This window comes from Bacillus sp. LR--39 (genome assembly GCF_053613335.1).
The window spans coordinates 1-1,011 of the sequence record NZ_JBSIOT010000383.1; the positions used below are offsets into that span (position 1 = coordinate 1).

Below are 1,011 nucleotides of genomic sequence, written 5' to 3' on the forward strand. Positions count from 1 at the left end.
GGAGATAAAACGGTTTACTTAACCTTCGACGACGGCCCTTCAGCCGTTACAACCCGCTTGCTCGATGTGCTGAAAAGCGCTGATGTAAAAGCGACGTTTTTTATGCTGTCACCGCGGATGAACGAATTCAAACAAGCTGTGAAAAGAGCAGAAAAAGAAGGCAACGCACTCGGTTTACATGGCGTTACCCACAATAACAGATTGTTCTATCAAACACCGACATCTCCGCTAAAAGAAATGCAGGAGGCGCGTGACACGCTGCAGGACATTACAGGATATAAAACCGCTCTTGTCAGAACGCCCTACGGAAGCAAACCGTCACTAACCCCCTCACAAATCCGCAATCTTGAGAAAGACGGTTTTGTATACTGGGATTGGACGATTGACAGCATGGACTGGAAATACCGAAATTCAAAGTATGTGACGGCCGTGTTAGAGCAGCTTGAAAATATGGAACACAGCTCTTCAGGCCGCCCGAATGTGATTCTCATGCATGATATTCCCGCTACCGTAAACGCGCTGCCGGTACTAATCAATAAATTAAAAGAAAAAGGCTATTCCTTCGGAGTGTTAGAGGACACAATGGTTCCTGTTCATGAATAAAAAAGTGAGGCGCATAAGGCGGCTCACTTTTTTATGCCCAAACTTCGGGCAAACTCACCGATTTTTTGATGGATGACCATGTCAAACAAGCTGTCGCAATACGTTGGTTCAAGGTTTATGATGACTTTCTTCATGCCGGGAATCAGACTTGCATCCTCAGGCACAAATCTAGCCGGAGCCACTTCGAGAGACGTGCCGATAACCAATAGAAGATCTGCTTGATCCAGCTTTTCATAAAGGGTGTCAAAGTGCATGACGGCGTCGCCAAAGAGAACAACATCGGTTTTTAATACCGTTCCGCAAATGTCCCCATTGTTTCCGGCCGCCGTGCACTCCGGCACCTCCCGCTCCAGCAAATGGGGAAGATCATATCGGGCGCCGCATGCCGGACAAGCTGCTGTCTGGATA

1 protein-coding gene and 1 pseudogene are annotated in these 1,011 nt (G+C 47.7%); one reads left to right on the forward strand and one right to left on the reverse strand.

The window, feature by feature from the left end; translation table 11 throughout:
* Positions 1 to 603: polysaccharide deacetylase family protein (locus ACWHAR_RS23415; protein ID WP_452087993.1), on the forward strand; the 603-nt coding region annotated here is incomplete at its 5' end.
* A 23-nt stretch (positions 604 to 626) separates the two neighbouring features.
* Here the strand turns inward: ACWHAR_RS23415 and srtN are convergent.
* Positions 627 to 1,011: pseudogene (gene srtN, locus ACWHAR_RS23420) on the reverse strand (sirtuin NAD-dependent deacetylase); the annotation flags it as partial.